Annotated in this window: 16 protein-coding genes and 1 other annotated feature; of the genes, 14 read left to right on the top strand and 2 right to left on the bottom strand. The window is 47.3% G+C overall.

Going from position 1 to position 17,257, the window contains the following annotated elements:
* Positions 1-31: 31 nt before the first annotated feature.
* The 9 genes from aroE (at position 32) to leuS (ending at position 8,819) form a co-directional block, all read left to right on the top strand.
* A complete protein-coding gene (gene aroE / locus RS891_RS23200) occupies positions 32-895 on the top strand; it encodes a shikimate dehydrogenase (RefSeq protein ID WP_315793298.1) in 864 nt (287 codons plus the stop codon).
* Between the two features lie 278 nt (positions 896-1,173).
* Positions 1,174-1,467: a ribosome assembly RNA-binding protein YhbY gene (yhbY, locus tag RS891_RS23195; protein ID WP_063567269.1), complete on the top strand. Its 294-nt coding sequence runs from the start codon at positions 1,174-1,176 to the stop codon at positions 1,465-1,467.
* A 15-nt stretch (positions 1,468-1,482) separates the two neighbouring features.
* Positions 1,483-2,073, top strand: coding sequence for a nicotinate-nucleotide adenylyltransferase (locus RS891_RS23190; RefSeq protein WP_074095918.1), 591 nt, complete (start codon positions 1,483-1,485; stop codon positions 2,071-2,073).
* Positions 2,057-2,623 (top strand): bis(5'-nucleosyl)-tetraphosphatase (symmetrical) YqeK, encoded by a 567-nt coding sequence (yqeK, locus tag RS891_RS23185; RefSeq protein ID WP_113053788.1) that lies wholly within the window; start codon positions 2,057-2,059, stop codon positions 2,621-2,623. Before RS891_RS23190 ends, yqeK begins: the two co-directional genes overlap by 17 nt.
* A 22-nt stretch (positions 2,624-2,645) precedes the next feature.
* The gene (rsfS, locus tag RS891_RS23180; protein ID WP_315793297.1) at positions 2,646-2,993 is read left to right on the top strand and encodes a ribosome silencing factor; all 348 of its coding nucleotides are present in this window, start codon (positions 2,646-2,648) and stop codon (positions 2,991-2,993) included.
* Complete coding sequence (locus RS891_RS23175; protein ID WP_113053789.1) at positions 2,990-3,895, top strand: CvfB family protein; 906 nt, start codon at positions 2,990-2,992, stop codon at positions 3,893-3,895. Before rsfS ends, RS891_RS23175 begins: the two co-directional genes overlap by 4 nt.
* Positions 3,896-4,033: 138 nt before the next feature.
* Positions 4,034-4,804 carry a class I SAM-dependent DNA methyltransferase gene (locus RS891_RS23170; RefSeq protein ID WP_090998008.1) on the top strand — a complete coding sequence of 257 codons (771 nt, stop codon included), beginning with the start codon at positions 4,034-4,036 and terminating at the stop codon, positions 4,802-4,804.
* 177 nt (positions 4,805-4,981) lie between these two features.
* Positions 4,982-5,938, top strand: coding sequence for a phosphotransferase family protein (locus RS891_RS23165; RefSeq protein ID WP_315793296.1), 957 nt, complete (start codon positions 4,982-4,984; stop codon positions 5,936-5,938).
* 98 nt (positions 5,939-6,036) lie between these two features.
* Positions 6,037-6,303, top strand: a binding site (T-box leader).
* A 71-nt stretch (positions 6,304-6,374) separates the two neighbouring features.
* Positions 6,375-8,819 (top strand): leucine--tRNA ligase, encoded by a 2,445-nt coding sequence (gene leuS / locus RS891_RS23160; protein ID WP_315793295.1) that lies wholly within the window; start codon positions 6,375-6,377, stop codon positions 8,817-8,819.
* On the opposite strand, the gene comER is transcribed toward leuS, so the two are convergent.
* Complete coding sequence (gene comER, locus RS891_RS23155; RefSeq protein WP_315793294.1) at positions 8,800-9,645, bottom strand: late competence protein ComER; 846 nt, start codon at positions 9,643-9,645, stop codon at positions 8,800-8,802. The two genes, leuS and comER, sit on opposite strands and share 20 nt — an antisense overlap.
* A 186-nt stretch (positions 9,646-9,831) precedes the next feature.
* On the opposite strand from comER, the gene RS891_RS23150 reads away from it, so the two are divergent.
* The 3 genes from RS891_RS23150 (at position 9,832) to RS891_RS23140 (ending at position 14,043) form a co-directional block, all read left to right on the top strand.
* The gene (locus RS891_RS23150) at positions 9,832-10,419 is read left to right on the top strand and encodes a ComEA family DNA-binding protein (RefSeq protein ID WP_315793293.1); all 588 of its coding nucleotides are present in this window, start codon (positions 9,832-9,834) and stop codon (positions 10,417-10,419) included.
* A gap of 133 nt (positions 10,420-10,552) precedes the next feature.
* On the top strand, positions 10,553-11,074 hold the full coding sequence (locus RS891_RS23145) for a deoxycytidylate deaminase (protein ID WP_113053793.1): 522 nt from the start codon (positions 10,553-10,555) through the stop codon (positions 11,072-11,074).
* Positions 11,075-11,178: 104 nt separating this feature from the next.
* On the top strand, positions 11,179-14,043 hold the full coding sequence (locus RS891_RS23140) for a ComEC/Rec2 family competence protein (protein WP_315793292.1): 2,865 nt from the start codon (positions 11,179-11,181) through the stop codon (positions 14,041-14,043).
* A gap of 621 nt (positions 14,044-14,664) precedes the next feature.
* Here the strand turns inward: RS891_RS23140 and RS891_RS23135 are convergent.
* Positions 14,665-14,967, bottom strand: coding sequence for a hypothetical protein (locus tag RS891_RS23135; RefSeq protein ID WP_053781298.1), 303 nt, complete (start codon positions 14,965-14,967; stop codon positions 14,665-14,667).
* Between the two features lie 350 nt (positions 14,968-15,317).
* Here RS891_RS23135 and RS891_RS23130 point away from each other — a divergent pair, with 350 nt between their 5' ends.
* Both RS891_RS23130 and RS891_RS23125 read left to right on the top strand, forming a co-directional pair.
* On the top strand, positions 15,318-15,866 hold the full coding sequence (locus RS891_RS23130; protein ID WP_024628507.1) for an RNA polymerase sigma factor: 549 nt from the start codon (positions 15,318-15,320) through the stop codon (positions 15,864-15,866).
* The gene (locus RS891_RS23125; RefSeq protein ID WP_315793291.1) at positions 15,863-17,119 is read left to right on the top strand and encodes an anti-sigma factor family protein; all 1,257 of its coding nucleotides are present in this window, start codon (positions 15,863-15,865) and stop codon (positions 17,117-17,119) included. The genes RS891_RS23130 and RS891_RS23125 overlap by 4 nt, the downstream gene beginning before the upstream one ends.
* Positions 17,120-17,257: the final 138 nt, after the last annotated feature.

Raw genomic sequence — 17,257 nt, 5'->3', positions numbered from 1 at the left:
GCAGTATTTCCATCAGATCGGAGGCGGAAGTATGTCGGAACAGAAAAAAACAAATCCTTCACTGCCTGTCCTGCTTGGCGTCATGGGTGATCCCATTGCACATTCCAAATCGCCTGCCATGCATAATGCGGCTCTGCAGGCTGCAGGAGTGAATGGAATGTATATGCCACTGCATGTTCGTCCCGAGCAGTTGGAATCAGCCATTCGAGGCATTGTGGCGCTGGGGTATCGTGGTGTGAATGTAACCATTCCGCACAAAGAACAGGTCATGCAGTATCTGGATGTCATTGATGAAAGTGCACGCCTGATTGGCGCGGTGAACACTATTGTCAATGAAGAAGGCAAGCTGACAGGGTACAATACGGATGGCATCGGTTATGTGCGTTCCTTGAAGGAAGAAGCTGTTCCGGAACTCGCTGGTAAACGTATTGCTGTTCTGGGGGCTGGCGGAGCAGCGAGAGGTGTGATATACGCCCTTGCCTTGGAAAAGCCTGCACAGATTAGTATTCTTAACCGTACAGCCGACAGAGCCGTTGCCCTTGCTTCCGATCTGCGGGCTCATGGACTGGGCGACATCACGGGTAGTGGAATGGAAGAGGCTGCTGCGGTACTGGCTTCGGCAGATATCGTGATTAACACGACGGCCGCAGGCATGCATCCGCATGTAGATGACGTACCTGTCGACCCTGCACTCATTCGAGCAGGCGCAGCAGTAAGCGACCTGATCTACAATCCGCTGGAAACACGTCTGCTTCGCGAGTCAAGGGAGCGTGGATGTACTGTGCATGGTGGCCTGGGTATGTTTATATACCAGGGCGCCGTAGCCTTCGAGCACTGGCTCGGCATCCCGGCGCCCGTGGAGACGATGCGGCCTGCTGTGTTAGACAGTTTTTAATATTGTAAAATGAAATCAAGATTACACGATGACGAAGAGTGCAGAAGCAATCTGAAGAAACGAAGTGCTCGCCTTTATCACCGGATTTCCCCTTTATAAAAATGAAATGAAGAAATCTGGGGATAACAGCGATCGTAAGATGGTACTGCAATCGTAGTCACACTGTGTAAACTTTGTTAGTTCGTTTTATGAATGTAAAAATATAATTGAACGGTCAGGCCCCGACAGTCATTGTGCTGTTGCTGAGGCTTGCTCACCATAAGGAGTATGGAGTATTCATGTTAAACGGTAAACAAAAGCGCTTTTTGCGTTCACAGGCACATCATCTGACCCCTGTATTTCAAATCGGCAAAGGGGGAACGAATGAGCACCTGTTCCGTCACATCGAAGATGCGATTGAGAAGCGCGAATTGATGAAAGTGCAAGTGCTCAACAACAATGACGAGGACAGAAAAGAGATGGCCGAAGAAGTTGCCCGTGAAACGGGTAGTGAGCTTGTACAAGTCATCGGTAACACAATCATCCTGTACAAAGAATCGCGCGATAACAAACAAATCGAACTACCTAGATAAGGGAGTGTGACGCGGGTGAAGATCGGTATCATGGGTGGTACGTTTGATCCGATCCACATGGGACACCTCCTGGCAGCTGAAGCGGCAAGGGATTCGCATGCACTGGATGAGATCTGGTTCATGCCTTCCCATGTTCCACCTCACAAACGCGGCGCCGGAGCTTCGGGACAGCAACGTCTCGATATGACGGAAGCGGCTGTGAAAGGTGTGCAGCAATATGAGGTGCTGGGTATTGAGATGGAACTTGGCGGAGTGTCTTATACCATTGATACGATGAAGGAACTGTGGCGTCGCCATCCTGAACATGAGTTTTATTTCATTATCGGGGCGGATATGGTGAACTATCTTCCCAAATGGGAGCAGATTGAAGAACTTGCAGAACGCCTAACCTTTATCGGGGTTGGTCGACCAGGCTTCCAGTTACATCTGGATGATCTACCAGACGAATTACAGGATCGGGTCCTGCTGGCCGAGATGCCCTTGGTCGATATTTCATCGACAGCCGTACGCAGACGTCTTGCCAAAGGTCATTCGGTACGTTTCATGATTCCTGATGAGGTGCACCAATACATTGTAAGGAGCGGTTTATATGGGACTAAGCCGTGACGAACTGATCCGCGCAGTTTCCGGTCAAATGCCGGAGAAGCGTTGGAAGCATACGCTGGGTGTCATGGAGTCGGCAGTGATGTTGGCTGAAAAATATGGTGCTGATCCTGTAAAAGCGGATCTGGCAGCAATCTTGCATGATGTGGCCAAGTATTGGCCTGTATCCGAGATGGAAGCGGTCATCCGTGATAATGGATTGAATCAAGAACTTTTGCAGCATGACAAGCAGCTCTGGCATTCCGAAGTGGGTGCTTTTGTTGCCGAGCGTGACTATGGCATTAATGATGACGAAATTATTAATGCTATTCGTTGGCATACCTCAGGTCGAGTAGGCATGAGCTTGCTGGATAAGGTGGTATGTCTTGCGGATTATATTGAACCGGGAAGAGACTTTCCGGGAGTGAATCATATTCGCGAACAGGCTGAGCACAGTCTGGAAGAAGGTTTAATTGCCGGTTTCGACTCGACGATCAGCTTATTGATCTCGCAGCGCCGTGTTATTTATCCTTTGACCATGTTGTCGCGAAATGATTTGATTGCACATTTATAGATTAGATTATGGAGGTTGGTTCATGACAATATCATCGAAAGAACTTATGAATATGGCGGTTGCGGCCGCTGACGATAAAAAGGCATCCAACATTGTAGCGCTGGATCTGATTGGTATTTCACTGGTAGCAGACTATTTTGTTATCTGTCACGGGAATTCGGATACTCAGGTACAGGCGATTGCAACAGAGATTCGCAAACAGGCGCATGCAGCCGGCGTGAACATCAAAGGCATCGAAGGTATGGATTCGGCACGTTGGGTATTGATGGATATGGGCGATGTGGTTGTTCATATCTTCCACCGCGATGAGCGTGAGTATTACAACATTGAGCGTCTGTGGTCTGATGCCAAAGTGGTGGAAACGGTATGAGTTTGATCGCAGGAACAGTCGTCAGCTTGCCGGTTTCACGTGAAGTGTCTCCGTTTGGTTATTTTTTGACGACAGGATCGGAAGATGTACTGCTTCACTATACGGAGCTCACACGTGACGTTAAAATTGGAGAAACGCTGGAGGTCTTTCTGTTCTTTGATACGGAAGATCGCCTGGCGGCAACCATGAAAAAACCATATCTCACACTCGGCGAAATGGGACGACTGGTTGTGGCTGATATTCATCCACGCCTCGGCTGTTTCCTCGAAATGGGGCTTGGACGGCAATTGCTGCTCCCGATTCGTGAACTGTCTGAATTGGAAGAGCTGCGTCCCCAGGTGGGGGATGAAGTCTTTGTTATCATGGAACATGACAAGCAGGGACGTTTGCGGGCGAAATTGGCTGGAGAACGTGAGCTTGCACCATTGTCTTTCCATGCGCCAACCTCGTGGGTCAATCAATGGGTTGAAGCAACAGTCTACAAGACACTTCAGATGGGTACGTTTGTACTTGTCGAAGGTGGAGTGCTGGGATTTGGCGCTATCGGCATGATTCATTCTTCGGAACGAAACCGCATGCTGCGTCTGGGTGAAAAGGTGAAATGCCGGGTAACCATGGTACGTGAAGATGGACGTGTCAATCTGGCGATGTCTCCTCTCAAAGAGGTTGGTCGCAATGAAGATGCAGACAAACTACTTGCTTTCATGAAAGAGCGCCCTACGGGCGGCATGCCATATTCGGATGCAACCCCACCGGACATCATCAAGCAGCGCTTTGGTATCAGCAAATCCGCATTCAAGCGGGCCTTGGGCAAACTGATGAAGGACGGTCTGGTAACTCAAAAGGAAAACTGGACCTATCTGACAGAGTCTGTACCTCAGGATCAGAACGAAGACAAGTAACAAACAGGTATCATGGATCAAGGAAGTGCTTGAATTCACAAGTAAAGGCAGGGCAAGGCTGGGTGAACTCCGGACGCCCCTGCTTTTTCTTTTGTTCAAAAGAGATTCGAAAATGAAATTGAAAGTGCGGTGCCTGACATGTCTTACCGGAAATTTGCCTATGTGTACGATGAATTAATGGAGGATATGCCTTATCCGGACTGGATAAGGTTTGCGAGAACGGCTTGGGAACGGCATGGCATGCCAAAAAGTGTGGCTGAACTGGGTTGTGGCACGGGTTCAATTACGATCCCGCTGGTGAACTCCGGCTTCGAAGTTACAGGTATTGACCTGTCAGCGGACATGTTGTCTGTTGCACGCAGTAAAATGGAAGCCACGCCTCAAGGCCACCGCTTATATCGGGAAGGCAGTGTCCGCTGGGTGCAGCAGGATATGCGGGACTGGAGGGTTCCGGAGCCTGTGGACTCGGTGATATCGTTCTGTGATTGCGTGAATTATCTGCTTGAAAAAGAGGATGTTGTTCGTACCTTTCAGCGTACTTACGAGATGCTAAAGCCGGAGGGCACATTCCTGTTCGATGTACATCATCCGAATACCCTTATTCGATACGAAGAGGAGCAACCATTTGTGTTGGACGAACGCTCCGTATCGTATATTTGGACCTGTGATATGGATCATGATCGGTGTGAGATTGAGCATCACCTAAGTATCTTTTCACGTGTGGCTGAGAGTGGCAAGGATATGTACCAACGGTTTGAAGAGGTTCATGTTCAGCGTGCGTATGATCCGGACTGGATGAAGCTGGAGCTCACGAAGGCCGGATTCAGAGATGTCCGTGTATATGCTGATTTTGAGTGGAAAGAGGCGGGAGAAGGCGCACAGCGTCTATTCTATGTAGCCGTGAAATAGGAGTATGATAAAGAACTGTCCTTATGATGTATAAGGGCAGTTCTTTGTCTATAAGAATGTTTTTTTATATGTAATAAAAGTTATTGCCAGTAGGATTAAAGGAAGCCATAATAGTTGGATGGAAAACGTTTTCTAATTAGTAGAATCCTGAAAATTAAATTCCGGGTGGGGTGTAGAATGGAAAGTATATACAAAACAAGGCTGACTTCCGAACAATTAGACAGAATTGTGCAGCAGCACTTTAACACAGGTATCCAAGAATACAAAGAGATGATCGACGGCTGGGCAAACCACGCTTACTTTATCACCAAGAAAGACGGACAGAAGGTTGTACTCAAAATTGCTCCTTCTAATGGCATTAAGCTGATGCGCTGTGAACAGCAAGTTATGGTTGCTGAGGTTGAGGCACTACGACTTGTGGCAGAACTTCAGGATGTACCCGTTCCCCGGGTATTGGCCTACGATCCATCGCTCACCCTGGTTCCGGCAGAATATTTTATTATGGAATACATGCCAGGAACGCCGTATAACAAAGTCAAAGATCAGTACAGTGCAGAAGGGCAGAAATCCATAGAGCAACAGCTGGGTGTATACAATCGCCGGATTAATGAAATTAAAGGGGAGAAGTTTGGGTATTTTTCCTCAAAGAAACCACATTATGCGACGTGGAAAGAAGCTTTCCTGAATTTGATGGATGATATGCTCTCAGATAGCAAAGCAGCGGGTGTGGAATTTTCGATTCGTTATGAGGAACTGGAGCGTTTAATTCAAGAGAAATCAGGTGTGCTGGATGATGTCAAAGAACCTGTACTTGTACATTGGGATTTGTGGGATGGAAATGTATTTGTGGAGGCAGGTCAAATCACGGCCATTATCGATTTCGAACGTTCCCTCTGGGCAGATCCTCTGATGGAGCACTACTTCAGTCATTTTAATAATACACCAGGATTCCTCAAAGGATATGGAAGAGCAGTTACAACAGACAGCGAACGAAAAAGAAGAAGTTTATATGATCTGTACTTTGATCTGGCGCTGAGAATCGAGTGTCCGTATCGTCAATACGATAACAAGGAACACATTCAGTGGACGATTGATAACCTAGAAGAAGGAATCAAGCGATTCCAGTCGTCTTAATGTGTATACTGATGCATGGCATTGCTTATACTCAACAGACAGTGTAATATTGACTTTAATGCTTCTTTTTTATATAATGTTTCCGATCATATCGTATACATATTTCGATGATAAGGATCAGTAGTGAGTCCTGTACATGACAGAGAGCCGACGGTTGGTGCAAGTCGGTTGACAGTATTTCACGAACTCGCCTTGGAGAAATGCGGTGACTACACCATCTTGCAACCGACTGAAGTAACACTCAGTTCAGGAATGGAAATCCGCATCGGTTAACCGCCGTTACAGGTCCAAAGGGAGTGGATGACGAAGCACGATCGTCCGCTAACTAGGGTGGTACCACGGGAATTCAACCTCTCGTCCCTAGCGCTGCAAACGCTACGGGATGCTGAGGTTTTTTTGTTGCAATAAATGCGAATAACCAGAGGAGGAACAATAGATGAGTGAGAATCAACAGCCAAAACACGGCTACAAGCCACAAGTCATGGAGAAAAGTTGGCAACAGTACTGGGATGACAATAAAACGTTTAAAACGGGTGAGGACCCGGCTAAACCGAAGTTTTATGCCCTGGATATGTTTCCGTACCCATCTGGCTCAGGCCTGCACGTAGGTCACCCGGAAGGATACACGGCAACGGATATCGTATCCCGTTTCAAACGTATGCGCGGCTTCAATGTATTGCATCCAATGGGTTGGGACGCTTTCGGCCTGCCTGCTGAGCAGCATGCATTGGATACTGGTGAGCATCCACGACATATTACATTCCGCAATATTGACAATTTCCGTCGCCAGATCAAATCACTGGGCTTCTCATATGACTGGGATCGGGAGATCAGTACAACAGACCCTGACTACTACAAATGGACGCAATGGATCTTCATCCAGTTGTACAATAAAGGGCTGGCATATGTAGATGAAGTACCTGTTAACTGGTGCGAAGCTTTGGGCACGGTACTGGCGAACGAAGAAGTTATCGACGGTAAGAGTGAGCGTGGTGGACATCCGGTCGTTCGTAAACCGATGCGCCAATGGGTGTTGAGAATTACGGAATATGCAGAGCGTTTGCTGGAGGACCTGGAAGAGCTGGACTGGTCAGAAAGCATCAAGGATATGCAGCGCAACTGGATCGGTAAATCGACCGGGGCGGAAGTTACTTTTGCCATTGAGGGTCATGAAGAAGTTATCAAAGTGTTTACGACACGTGCAGATACGTTGTTTGGCGCAAGTTATGCTGTATTGGCACCTGAGCACGAGCTGGTAGAAGTCATTACAACGTCTGAACAGCGTGGAGCAATCAAGGCATATCAGGAACAGGCTGCTCGCAAAAGTGATCTGGAACGTACTGATCTGGCTAAAGACAAAACGGGTGTGTTCACAGGAACTTATGCCATCAATCCGGTAAACGGAGCGAAGGTGCCAATCTGGATTGCCGATTATGTTCTGGCTGGATACGGCACAGGCGCGATCATGGCCGTTCCGGGACATGACGCTCGTGACTGGGAGTTTGCGAAACAGTTTGGTCTGGACATCATCGAGGTTGTACAGGGTGGCGACGTGACACAAGAAGCGTATTCCGGAGACGGACCGCATGTGAACTCCGATTTCCTGAACGGATTGAACAACGAAGAAGCGATTGCGAAGATGATTGCCTGGTTGGAAGAGAACGGTAAGGGACAAGGCAAAACGACCTACCGTCTGCGTGACTGGTTGTTCAGCCGTCAGCGTTACTGGGGTGAGCCAATCCCGATTCTGCATCTGGAAGACGGAACGATGAAGACGGTGCCAGAAGATCAACTGCCTTTGCTGCTGCCGGATATCGACCAGATCAAACCTTCGGGTACTGGCGAATCACCGCTGGCGAATGTTACGGAATGGGTTAACACCGTAGATCCGGAAACAGGAATGAAAGCACGTCGCGAGACGAACACGATGCCACAATGGGCAGGTAGCTGCTGGTATTACCTGCGCTTTATCGATCCACACAATGACAAGGAACTGATCTCTCAAGAGAAACAGCAGCAGTGGCTGCCGGTTGATCTGTATATCGGCGGAGCAGAGCACGCGGTGCTTCACTTGCTGTACGCTCGTTTCTGGCATAAAGTGCTGTATGATCTGGGTGTGGTGCATACCAAAGAGCCGTTCCACAAACTGGTCAATCAAGGTATGATCCTGGGAACCAACAATGAGAAGATGAGTAAATCCCGTGGTAATGTTATTAACCCGGATGAGATCGTCAATGAATTCGGTGCAGATACATTGCGTCTGTACGAAATGTTCATGGGACCATTGGAGGCGACAAAACCGTGGAATGCTAACGGGGTTGAGGGCATGCACCGCTTCCTGTCACGTGTATGGCGTCTGTTCATCAATGAAGATACAGGTGCAATCAACGACAAGATCACAGCAGATGGTGGAACCGATGAGTTCAAGCGCACTGCACACAAAACAATCAAAAAGGTTACAGAGGATCTGGAACATCTGCGTTTCAACACAGCGATCAGCCAGTTGATGATCTTCATCAACGATGCATACAAAGCAGATACGCTGCCGCGTGAAGCCATGGAGAACTTTGTACAGCTGTTGTCACCGCTGGCACCGCATATGGCAGAGGAGCTGTGGAGCCGTCTCGGTCATGAAGGTGGAATCTCTTACGTAGCTTGGCCTGAGTATGATGAGTCCATGACGGTTGACGCCGAAGTGGAGATTGTTGTTCAAGTGAATGGCAAAATTGTAACCCGTGCTACGATCGCGAAGGATCTGGACGCACAGGGCATGCAGGACTTTACAATGGAACTGGCACCTGTGAAACAGGCTCTGGAAGGCAAGACCATTCGCAAGGTCATTGCCGTTCCAGGCAAACTCGTTAATATTGTTGCCGGTTAATCTCACCGGTTTTGAATAGTTCATCCAGCTTTAACAAATCTTCATCATATTTGTCATGAGTTGTCTGGATTAAGCTGTCAAAAACACCATTCAGATTCACTTTTAGCAGGGCAAGTGCCTGTGCGGTGATGCCGCCAGGTACAGCCACTCGAGCTTGAAGTTCTTGCGGGGTGTATCCTCCTTCGGTAAGCAGTTTGCCTGTTCCCAGGAGCATCTCGCCGGCAAGAGCGCAGGCATCGGCTCGTTTGATGTCTGTAAGCTTGACTGCACTCTCGATCCATTGCTCCAGAAAGAACGATATGAATGCAGGTCCGCAGCTGGAGAAGTCGGATGTGATCCGGGTACAGGCTTCATCCACTTGGTAGGGTCTGCCGATATGACTGAGCAGCCCTTCCAGCACAGCGCGGTCTTCGGTAGTCATTCGCTCACCGTGTATACACAGGGACGCTCCGCTGCCGACCTGGTGCGTAACGCTGGGGATAACTTTGGAGACTTTGCAAGGAAGTGAAGATTCCAGATGGCGCAGCTGCACGGGACTGGTGATCGAGACGATTATATGATTGGGATTCACGACAGGCAGGATGTCGTCAATGACATGTTTGAATTCAAGTGGCTTCACGCACAAAAAGATGATATTGCTGCGGATGACGGTTTCCCGGTTGCTCTGTGATTCATGCAGACCGGGGTAACGGAGGGATAGCTGCCGTACTTTGGAAGGAGTTCTATTGCTGGCGGCGATCTGCCGTGGCTCAAGTGCACCGGATTGAATCAAGGCATAGATCAGCAGGCTGCCCATGCTGCCGGTTCCGATAAATCCAACCTTCATTGTTCAGGCCTCCTTTCATGCTTTACGGTAATGGCGCAGTTCTTTCCCTCTAGTGTATGCGTCAGGACCTGCTTCACATGACATGAAAATAGTACAGCTTGGTTTACCAGGCAAGTCCAACGGTTCGGAAGCACCGCCCGTGTTCAGAATAGATTTATTTTGAATCCAGGGAGAGGTGTGGAAGAAATGAGATGGAACAAGGGGATGACCATTGCTGCTGCGGTGGTCGGATGTATACTTATATTATGGTCGGGCAAAAGTGAACAGCCGCCTTCTGGCTGGGAACCTATGCAGCTCGCCACCGAGAAGCCGACGATAGAGCAGGAACCCCCTGCTGTACAGTCGGCTACTTTGGTTCAGGAACATGCGAAGGCTTCCGATGCAGAACAGATACCGTCAACAACAGAGGCCCCTGTAGAGACTAATCAGGTTGATGACGCAGCAGGGAAAGTGGCTGATCAGACAGTTGCAGTTAAGCAAACGGATACTTCTACAGGTGGGACACAAACGAAATCCGAGGCAACCGCTGCTTCATCAGACAATAACCAAGCGTTGGTGGGCAATGAAGCTGTCGACAATGGCAAAATTGATGTCAATACAGCTCCTGCTGCCAAGCTCATGGAACTTCCCGGAATTGGGGAGAAAAAGGCGCAAGCCATTATTGATTATCGTATTTCCCATGGTCCTTTTACCAAAGTCAGCGATCTGACCAAAGTGAAAGGAATCGGAATGAAGATGCTGGAGAAAATGGCTCCTTATGTGCAGATCAGATAATCACGCAATAATAAATATTAGGATATAAGTTGCATCTGAATGACAGAATAGCCATCCCAATGTTCTCTGTACGCTGAGTGTCTGGATGACAATGAGATGGGTTCAACTTGTATCCGAGGGGAGGGAAACGGTTATGAGCACAGCAGACGTACGCAAAGACTGGGATACGTATTTCATGGACATCGCATATATGGTCTCTACCCGTTCCCGCTGTTCACGCCGTCATGTTGGCGCTGTACTTGTACAGGGGAAGAAACTGCTTGGAACAGCTTATAACGGTGCGCCCATGGGGGTTCCGGACTGCTCTGAAGCAGGATGCATGATCTCGGAAGAATATGAGCTGGTGGTAACCGACGGTCAGGAGGCAATGGTCAAAAAGCAACGCTGCATTCGTACTATTCATGCGGAGCAGAATTTGCTTTTGTTCACCGATCGGATTGACCGCGAAGGCTCTTCTGTATATGTCACGGATGAACCTTGCTGGACTTGCTCCAATATGCTCGCGAATAGCGGTATTACAGAAATCGTGTTTCATCGCCCGTATCCCAAGGACACAGGCAAAGTTACAAACATGATGAAGCAAAAAGGCATTACGTTTCGTCGGCTGGAAAATTACCAGCCTCCGCGGGAGACGATGATGACCGTAAGTGACTAGAACCAATATAATATTCGAATTTGCGGGGAAGAACCTCCGGTTGCTGTATCAGCTGCCGGGGGTTTTTCTGCGTTCATACGGGTGACACATAGGAGGGGGAGAAAATGAAAGGCAGGCCTTTACTGGTATTTACCGTCTGCTGGTTATGCGGTAGTGGGATGGCATGTGCATTATCGGGGTGGTCCTTGATCGTGGGAATGATGGGGGCATTAATTTGTCTGCCACTTATACTACAATGGATTGATATACGCGGTTGGTCCATCTTGTTACTGGTCGGGGCACTCGTTGGCGGTGCTGTGCACTGGGAATGGAATGATGCGCGGAATCGGAGCAGTCTGCCCGATATCACACATACGGCTGCGGAGGATTTGGATGGTTATGCAGCTACATTCGAAGGAACCCTTATGTCGGATGTACGCATAGATGGGGATCGGGCCGATTTTGAAATGCAGGTCACGTCGATACTTCCACTATCCGAGGCATCAACAGCAGCAGGGTCGGAAGCGGGAAATGCGTCTAACTTGAGAGAACATCTAATTGTCCAAGTTCGCCTGGCTGAGGAAGAAGAACAGCAAGTCGCAGTGGGGTGGAAGCGAGGAGATTCGATCACGTTGACGGGTTCCCTTGCGCTCCCTGGTGAAGCCAGAAACTTTGGTGGCTTTGACTATCGAAAATACTTAAGGACTCTTCATATCCATTGGTTGTTTAAAGTGAAGGGGGCCAATTCAGTAACCACCGTTCCACCTGAAGGGCTGGGGAAACTCAATATCCTTCGGTGGAATGACATCATCAGGCATAAGCTTGGCGCAGCGGTAGAACAGATATTTCCCGAACCTCATGCGGGCTATATGAAAGGTCTGATTATCGGGATGGCTAATGATATCGATCCGGATACATATGGGCAATTTTCACAGCTTGGTTTAACTCATATATTGGCGATCTCCGGAACACATGTTGCGGTGTATGTGGCATCGCTGCTGCTCCTTTTATCCTGGCTTAGGTTAACCCGAGAAACATCGCTCACCATTGTGTTGCTGCTGATACCTGCGTATGTACTGTTGTCTGGCGGTTCGCCATCGGTCATTCGTGCGGGTATCATGTCGATGATTGGCTTGTATATGGCACGGCGTGGCCTTGCCAGGGACGGATTGCAGATGATCAGTGCAGCGGCGTTGTTAATGATGTGGTGCAATCCGTATTTTTTACTAAGCGTGAGCTTCCAGCTATCTTTTCTGGTAACAGCCGGACTGATGATTTACATGCCACTGATTAATCGGATATTTAGCAGTTGGCCCAAGGGCCTTGCAGCAACAGCTTCTGTGACGGTAACCGCACAGCTCATTTCTTTTCCGGTCACGATTCTGTATTTCAACCAGTTTTCACTGCTTTCATTTGTCGCAAACTTCCTGCTTGTGTCTTTGATCAGTGCCATTGTACTTCCTCTTGGAACGGTCGCTCTGATTTTGTCGTTAATTTGGATGCCTCTGGCTAAACCATTGGCGTGGATTGCGATTATGCTGAACAAATTGACCTTTGTAAGTGTGGAGTGGATGAATAGTTTGCCTGGTTTTGTGCTGATCTGGGCTACCCCATCGCTACTGTGGATTGCAGCATATTATGCCGTTCTCTATGCACTTTTGCGGATCCTTCATCGCGACCGAGGTGAACAGCCTGTTGTTCAGGGCACAGAAGAGGATACGGCTCCGCTGGATCGCCGATATGTTGGGGGAACGCCTAAAGCGGTTCTGGGGCTGTCTGGGTTGTCTAATGTATCATCACAAGGATTAAATAAAGGTCGACGTGAGGTTAGTCCTGGTTCGATGACAACATTAAGTGCAAGTATTGCCTGGCCGGAATATACAAGTGCATTTGCTGCGCGAGGGGCGGGTTTTTACTCTGGTGAACGGATGAACGTCTTCCACAAATGGATGTGTACGCTGCTGGCTCTCAGCTTTGTGGCGGGATTATGGTGGGCGTACCAGACACCGCAACCTGCGGGGACCGGAGTGGTGCAGTTTTTGGATATCGGTCAAGGGGACAGTACACTTATTACAACACCTGAAGGTAAACATATATTGGTTGATGGTGGAGGTACAGTTCAATTCGGGAAGTCTGAACATTCCTGGAAGACACGACGTGATCCATATGAAGTAGGGGCCAAGGTGGTCGTTCCCTTATTGAAAAAGCGGGGCATTCATAGGCTGGACGCCGTAATCGTAACCCATGCCGATCAGGATCATGCCGGGGGATTGCAGGCTGTGCTCGAACAGATCCCGGTAGAACGATTCATGTTCAATGGGACAACCAGTGGTACAGCCAATTTTGAGAAATTGCTGGATACCGTTATAGACAAGCAGATACCGTTATATGCCATTCGCCAAGGGATGTCTTACGCTCCGGATGGAGAAACCAGATTGCATTTTTTATATCCGGATCTGGAGAAAGCGATGGACACAGGAGAAAGATTGCCCGTATCGGAACATCAGAATCATGACTCAGTTGTCTTTTTGCTGGAAATGGCAGGCGCCTCATTATTGTTCACTGGAGACATGGATGCTGCAGCCGAGCAGGATCTGCTCTTTATGATTCAGGATGGATCGCTCGCAGCCTCGTTTGGACAGTACGATGCAGATGCTACGTTAGCAGATGGTACTGTTCAGGAGATGTTCACACATCACTCGGGGGAGAATCATAAGGAGGTTCCTGTCACCATAGATGTATTAAAAGTCGCACATCATGGGAGTAAAACATCGTCAACGGAAGCTTGGTTACAGTACTGGAATGCATCCGCATCCGTGATATCTGCAGGGGCCAACAATACATATGGACATCCCAATCCTGGGGTGCTCGAACGTCTTGTAGATTCGAGTACAGACATCTATCGAACTGATCAAATGGGGGAAATTCAGATGAAAATCAAAGATGGGAAGATAAATGTGCGTTATAAGTTGACGATGGATGATTCATGAATTTCTGTGGGACTTGACTAAAATGGATTACTCTCTTGCTTTTGAAATACCAACTATTAAACTAATTATAGTCGCACTGAATATATTAATCATGTGATCGATTTCATCCCAAGTTTTATGGCGTATTATCATATTGAATACAATAAATGATAGACTACAGAGTAGAAAAAATCCTAGGAAGTATTTTAAGAAAATTTTCAAATTCATTAATCTGCCTCATATCCGGTTATAAATTTTGTTGCGCCGTTGTGAATTCTAATTCGTGTTAGTGCAGCTTGAATTACTATAAAAATAGTGTCTCGTTTTTCCGTTAGTTGTCTGATTTACCTCCTCTACGTAGCTATATTTTCTATTATAAGTTATAAAATGGGACTAATTATGCTGTTTATGTGAGACTAATGTAAAATTTAGTTTAAAGTGGGGAGTTATTCCTTGTTCATCATGTTCGCTCTATAATGATAACATCTACACATTTCTCAATAACTTCTAGAAGCCTCTCTATAAATACTAAAGAAGTACATCATGTGCTCGTAGAATGAAACCAAAAGCCCGCTTTCCGGTATACTCCTCGGGGAGAATGCCGGAAAGCGGGCTAATTTTGGAATGACTTATAACAAGGAATTATTCAACGCCATCTTTGAAGTGTTTACTCCAGTGTTTGTCGCCTTTGTGCAACAGATCTTCTACAGTTTTCTCAAGCGTAAGCAAGAGCTGTGCGCGAACATCGAGCACGGTTTCTCTGTACAAGCGTTCTTCCGATCCGACAATTTTATCGCCGTATAATGCCTGTGCAGCGGTGTATTTCCGATGTTCTTCAACCAGGGTATCGATAGATTGCAATGCATGTTCCACAAAATGGGATATGCTTTGATATTCTTTGGGCATTTGTTCTTTTAACGCTTGAATTTTTGCAAGAGCTGGCATGCTCATCACCTCGTGTTATGAATGTAAATTTACAATACACTGTTTTCATGAAAATTACATTAAAATGAGCTTAAATTTGTACGAAATTTGAACTTTTTTATTTTCAATGCTATAAGTGTTGTTAGCTATAATGTATGCCATTGTAATTAAATTGAGTCGTGTAAGTACTGGAATGACTTTTGAGCTGGCTTGATGACTCGTTATGCAATTTCTGTTATTCTAAGAGAAGATTTCAGCGGCCCCAAATACATAAGCCGTTATTTTGTTATGGCAATAAAAAAAATACTTAACTTTGCAACAATTTTATTGATGGTCACGTCTGTAAGGTTGCAGGGAGAGGGGGATCCTTTGTGGTAGAGCCGGAACTCATCAGAGCCGCTCAATCGGGCGATCGCGACGCTCTAATTACCCTATTGCGGGACATTGAACAGCATGTTTATCGGACCGCATATTACATTCTAAATAATGAACAGGACGCTTTAGATGCTGCTCAGGAAGCGTTGATCCGAATTTACACCAAGATTAATTCATATGAGGAAAAGGCCCAGTTTAAGACATGGGTTCAGCGCATCGTCACGAATATCTGTATTGATAAATTCAGAAGAACCAAGCCTTCCGTCTCCATTGACGAGCATGATATGGTTTTTCAGGACAATCAGGATGTGGAATTCGAAGTGATGTCCACATATGTGGCAAAGGATATTCAGGATGCTATTAACAAGTTGCCTGAGCATCATCGTACCGTTATTGTTCTAAGATATTTGCAGGACTTATCCTATAACGAAATTGCGGATTGCCTCGATCTTCCGTTGAATACGGTTAAATCTTATTTATTTAGAGCCAGACAGCAATTACAGAATCTACTACAGGAGTATCAGAAAGGTGGTGTGACAGGATGAAATGCGAAGAGGTGGTGGAATGGATGCACCGGTATCTGGATCATGATCTGGGCGAGGCGGAAACTGCGCAGATGCTACAGCATGTGGCCCAATGTCCGGAGTGCGCTGAAAACTTTAGTTTGCTCAGAGCTCTCTCCAGAGAACTGGAAGATTTGCCGCAGGTAACCCCGAGATTCAGTCTGGTTGATGCCATTATGCCGCAACTGGATGCAATCGACGAAGCGAAAAGAGAACAAAGCAGTACCATACAGGAAATGAGTCCTGTCCCTGCTGCATTTGAGAATTTACAGCGTTCAAGTGAGCGGAAACCGAAGCAAAGATGGTTGAATTCCATGGCAGGTCGGATGTCTATGGGCGCAGCAGCAGCAGCTGTTGTACTGGGCGTTGCTATTTTCGGATATCAGCCAGAGAAGATTGAAAATGCAGAAATGATAATGAGCACAGGCAGTGCTCAAGAAGGCGGGAATGAGGGACAAAATCCACTGAGCAGAGAGATCAACAATGAAGATTCTTCCTCCTCTCTACAGAGCGATAACAGTGTCTGGGTTGATAGTTCGGAAAGTCAGCCATCCGCTGAAGATAAACAAGCTCAAGAAATTGGCCCTAAAGAAGACAGTTCAGAGAAGAAGCAGGAACCTGAATTGAAGGAAGACCAAACTTCTAAACAGCCGGATACAGGTTCAGAATTGAACAAGAGTGATGCAACGAAGAACGCCCCTTCCAGTTCCAATCCTGCTGATAGTACCAAGAGTGCGGATCAGCAAAAAAGTCAAGACTCAGGACCTGCTACGGGATCTTCGACAGGTTCTTCTGAGAGCGGAGCAACAGAGCCTGAAAATGGGGACGCACAATCATTCACTTCTCAGGATATGCCTGATGTTAAGGTAGAAGAGCCGACAGAGGGCGTGACGAGTCCTGATTCCGAGACAGGTATGGATGCAGCGGGAGGAAATAAAGGATTGGCTGCCACGGATTCAGGGGCACTTGCCACCACGACTCCAAAAGAATGGAAGTCACCCGATGGCTCCTATCTGGTCATGCTGCTCGGCGATCAGATCAGCATCTACTCTAAACCAGCCGCTGACTCGGATGTGCTAAATCTGGTCGAGCAACGTAATGTGGAGGGCACACTAAAATCTGCGAGCTGGTCTCAGGATAGCGCCGTATTTAATTACGAGACAGATCAAGATGGAACAACAGTGAAAAAATCGTTTAACGTGTCTACTACTTCAAGCGGAACCTCTGCCAAATAGGCTGTGAATTATACGTTTGGCCTCAAGACTTGCCGAACATTTCTGTTGTATCAAGAATATATTGAAAGTAACAACAACGTCCTATCTCAGTTGGCATAACTGACGTCGTATGACCGCGCACCAGCTTTTTCTAGAATT

The organism is Paenibacillus sp. BIC5C1 (genome assembly GCF_032399705.1).
GTDB lineage: Bacteria > Bacillota > Bacilli > Paenibacillales > Paenibacillaceae > Paenibacillus > Paenibacillus taichungensis_A.
Note: the sequence above shows the minus strand (reverse complement) of the source record. Positions and strands in the feature narration are given on the sequence as shown.